Raw genomic sequence first — 4332 nt, forward strand, 5'->3', positions numbered from 1 at the left:
CCTTCGACCGGCGCGCCGCGAAACAGGATGTCGCCGCTGTCCGGCTTTTCAAGCCCGGCGAGCATCGACATCAGCGTCGTCTTGCCCGCGCCGGAAAAGCCGAGGATGGCGATGAATTCGCCTTCCTGCACATCGAGCGAGATATCGGAAAGGACCGGATTGCGCCTGACGCCTTCGCCAAAGCCTTTTTCGACATTGTTCAGTTGAAGAATGGGTTTCATCATGCCCTCCTTACCGGTTCGCCGAATAGGTGAAGGCGGTCTGCAGCGCGAACATCACCCGGTCGAGGAAGAAGCCGATCAGGCCGATGGTGATCACCGCGACCATGATGCGGGCGAGCGAATCCGAGGACCCGTTCTGGAACTCGTCCCAGACGAATTTGCCGAGGCCGGGGTTCTGCGCCAGCATTTCCGCGGCGATCAGCACCATCCAGCCCACGCCGAGCGAAAGCCGCATGCCGGTGAAGATCAGCGGCAGCGAGGACGGCAGGACCAGCTTGCGGATCGTCGTCCAGGTGGAAAGCTGCAGCACCTTGCCGACATTGACGAGATCGCGGTCGATCGAGGCGACGCCGAGCGCGGTATTGATGATCGTCGGCCAGATGGAACAGAGCGTCACCGTGATCGCCGAGATCACCATCGACTTTGGCAGAAGGTCGTTCTGGCTTTCATAAAGCGCCGCCACCACCATGGTCACGATCGGCAGCCAGGCGAGCGGCGAGACCGGCTTGAACAGCTGGATCAGCGGATTGATAGCGCCCTCGAAGGTCTTCGACAGACCGCAGGCGATGCCGACCGGAACGGCAATCACCGTGCCGATGAAAAAGCCGAGCGCGACCGTCAGCAGCGAGGTCCAGATCTGGTCCAGATAGGTCGGCTTGCCGGTATAGGGCCGCACTTTCACACGGTCGGCATAGCCTTCGGCGATCAACATCTGGTTGCGCTCATCCTGCCGGGCGTAAAATTCCTCGGCCTTCTGGCGCTCGGCGAAATGGTCGTCCATCAGCACCTCGGCCTGCTGGAACACCGCCGCCGGGCCGGGGATCGCGCCGAGCGAGGTATGGACCTTCGGCGCCAGAAATGCCCAGGCCGCCAGAAAAGCAAGGATGCCGATCAGAGGAACGAGCAGCATCTGTTTCAGGTCCGCCCATTGCTCGGACGGGGTATCGCCGGCGGCCAGCTTCAGGAGCGGCACGACGAAGCCGAGGCCGAAGGGGGCGAGCACCTTGCCCGACCGGTTGATCCGCGCGATGCGCCGTTCGCGGCGGGCGGCGATTTCGGGGTCCATCATGTCTGTGGCAATGGTCATAGCGTCTGAGCCTTCCTTGTCCGTGCTGGTGTCAATCGCGCTCAGCGTCCGGCAATCTTGTTGCCGTCGATCATCTCATCGCCCTTGAGCCCGATGGGAAAGCTTTCGAGATAGGCGTTCGGATGGCGGCCGTCATAGGTCACGCCGTCGATGAACTCGTTTGTCGCGGGCTTGTAGCCGTCGGTGTCGAATGGGAAATCCGCCTCCGTGGCATGGCCCTCGTCAATGAGCTGACGGGCGGCCTCCAGATAGATATCCGGCAGATAGACCGAGCGTGCGACCTCGTCATACCAGCCGTCTTCCTGCGGCTCGGCGATCTGGCCCCAGCGGCGCATCTGGGTGAGGTACCAGACGGCATCGGAATAATAGGGATAGGTGGCGTAGTGGCGGAAGAAGACGTTGAAGTCCGCAGCCGGGCGCGTGTCGCCCTTTTCATATTCGAAGGTGCCGGTCATCGAATTGGCGATCACCTCGGCATCGGCGCCAACATATTCCGGTCGCGAGAGGATCTCGACCGCCTCTTCGCGGTTGGCATTGTCGTTCTCGTCCAGCCACATGGCCGCGCGGATCAGCGCCTTGGTCAGCCCCAGCGTCGTCTGCGGGTATTTCTGCGTGAATTCCTCGGTCAGGCCGAAGACCTTCTCCGGGTTGTTCTTCCAGATGTCGTAATCGGTGACCACCGGTACGCCGATGCCCTTGAACACGGCCGCCTGGTTCCAGGGTTCGCCGACGCAGTAACCGTCGATCGTTCCGGCTTCCATCGTCGCCGGCATCTGCGGCGGCGGTGTTACCGACAAAAGCGCATCGGCCTGAATCTGGCCGGAAATATCGCCCGGCGCATAATAGCCGGGATTGATGCCGCCGGCCGCCAGCCAGTAGCGCAGTTCGTAATTATGGGTGGAGACCGGGAAGACCATGCCCATCTTGAACGGCTTGCCCTCGGCCTTGTAGGCCTCGACCACCGGCTTCAGCGCATCGGCCTTGATCGGATGCTCCGGCTTGCCATCCGGGCCGACAGGAATATTCTCCTTCATCCGGTCCCAGACCGCATTCGACACGGTGATCGCATTGCCGTTGAGATCCATCGAGAACGGCGTGACGATATGCGCCTCGGTGCCATAGCCGATGGTGGCCGCCAGCGGCTGGCCGGCCAGCATGTGGGCACCGTCGAGTTCGCCGGTGATCACCCGGTCGAGCAGCACCTTCCAGTTCGCCTGCGCTTCCAGCGTGACATAAAGCCCCTCATCCTCGAAGAAGTGCATCTCCTTGGCGATTGCCAGCGGCGCCATGTCCGTCAGCTTGATGAAGCCGATGGTCAGCTCGTCCTTTTCGGGAAACAGCATTTCGGCATGGGCGGCCGTCGCCGCGAAGGTCAGCGAACAGAGCATGGTGGCAGAGCAAAGGAAATGGCGCATGGCGTTCTCCTGATGGATGGGGAAGATCGAAAAAACGAAAAAAGCCGCCTAACGGTCATCGGGCCAGTTGTGGCGCGAATGCGTTGGCGGCGTTGCCTGGCACCCTCCATTGGGCGCCGAATTCTTGAGACTTATGGAAACACACAATGTCGCATCAGACAAGCGGCATCGGCGGATTTTTGCATAAAAAATGTATTCAGAAAGAGTTTGCCTTCATTTTATGCAGTTGCATCCGAGAAGCGCACAAAATACGGGCTTGGTTCCGCTTCTTGACAGACCTATCCCTTCTACGGACGTCATCCTCGGGCTTGTCCCGAGGATCAAACCACAGTACCGCACGAGCGGCGTTGGCGTTTCGTAATGGACTGCATTCAAACAGGCTTTTCATCCGACACGCCTGTCGCATTGAGACGTGCTTAGATGCTCGGGACAGGCCCGAGCATGACGCAGGAGAGCGGAGCGGGCTTTAACAAAATAGGGGCTCAGACGGCCGCCTTCTGCTGTTCGATATAAGCGCCCACCTGATCGGGATCGAAGGTCTGCCCGTCGAAAAAGCCGTCGGGACCGAGGATGAGGCCGCCGGCGCTCGCACCCACCGGCGTCGGCGCCTTGAGCGCACCCTCGACCTTGAGGCTCGCGCCCGGCAGCGGCGTGTGCAGCGGCTGCAGCGCCTTGCGGTAGATATCCGGCCGGTAGCTCATTTTCGCGATCTCGGCGTTTTCGGCGGAGTGATCGCAAAGCCCCCAGCGCACGATCTGGCTGTAGAACCACAGCGCATGGCTCTGCCACGGGAAGGTCGCGGCCTTGGCGGAGGTCAGGAAGAAATCCTCGACCGTGGTTTGCGCCTTGTCGCTGATCGCCAGCGTTCCGGAGAACAGCGGCTCGAGCATCGCCCGGTCGACATCGAGATGGCCCGGCTCGGCGAGGATCGCGGCCAGTTCCGGGTGGTTTTCCGGCGCGGCCGCCCATTGCGAGGCCCGGTAGAGCCCGCGCAGCAGCGCTGCCACGGTCTCCTCGTTGGCATCCACGAAATCGGCCGGCAGCGCCAGCACCTTTTCCGGGCTGGAGCGCCAGATCTTCGCCTTCACGGTGACGATCCGCGCCGCCCCGCGCCGCGCGGCAATCGTGTTCCACGGCTCGCCGGCGCAATAGCCGTCGATCCGCCCGGCTTCCACCGCATCCGGCATGAACGGCGGCGGCAGCACCACGATCTCGATATCGCGGTCGGGATCGATGCCATTGGCGGCAAGCCAGTAGCGCAGTTCGAGATTGTGCCCGGAAAACACGTAGACGACACCGAAGCGCAGCGGCGGCAGGCCCTCAGCTCTTCTCACCGCAATCACCCGTTTCAGCGCCGCACCCGCTTTGGCCGGGTCAAGATCGCTCTCATCGCCCTCCGCTTCCATCGCAGCACCAAGCGCCGCCGACACCGTCACCGCATTGCCGCCGAGCCCGAGCGCGATCGGCGCCACCAGTTTCGGCGCCAGCGGAAACAGGCCGAGATTGGCGGCAATCGGCATCGGCGCCAGCACATGGGCGGCCTGCAGGCTGCCGACCGCCAGCCGGTCGCGGATCGCGCTCCACGAGGTTTCCCGGGTGAGGCGCACCT

4 protein-coding genes are annotated in these 4332 nt (G+C 62.5%); all 4 read right to left on the reverse strand.

All coding sequences use genetic code 11. The features are described from left to right. The coding region (locus AC5DC2_RS20150) for an ATP-binding cassette domain-containing protein (protein ID WP_491699767.1) at positions 1-221 on the reverse strand (221 nt) is incomplete at its 3' end. A gap of 10 nt (positions 222-231) precedes the next feature. Then, on the reverse strand, positions 232-1308 hold the full coding sequence (locus AC5DC2_RS20155) for an ABC transporter permease (RefSeq protein ID WP_491699768.1): 1077 nt from the start codon (positions 1306-1308) through the stop codon (positions 232-234). A gap of 41 nt (positions 1309-1349) precedes the next feature. Continuing rightward, the gene (locus AC5DC2_RS20160) at positions 1350-2723 is read right to left on the reverse strand and encodes a CmpA/NrtA family ABC transporter substrate-binding protein (protein ID WP_491699769.1); all 1374 of its coding nucleotides are present in this window, start codon (positions 2721-2723) and stop codon (positions 1350-1352) included. Positions 2724-3205: 482 nt separating this feature from the next. Continuing rightward, a partial coding sequence (locus AC5DC2_RS20165; RefSeq protein WP_491699770.1) for a CmpA/NrtA family ABC transporter substrate-binding protein occupies positions 3206-4332 on the reverse strand: 1127 nt, incomplete at its 5' end.

The sequence above is a fragment of the Martelella sp. genome, from assembly GCF_984369615.1.

Bases quoted from the DNA above. Each gene is read 5' to 3' on its own strand.
- AC5DC2_RS20160 (WP_491699769.1), bottom strand. From the start codon at position 2,723: ATGCGCCATTTCCTTTGCTCTGCCACCATGCTCTGTTCGCTGACCTTC.
- AC5DC2_RS20155 (WP_491699768.1), bottom strand. From the start codon at position 1,308: ATGACCATTGCCACAGACATGATGGACCCCGAAATCGCCGCCCGCCGC.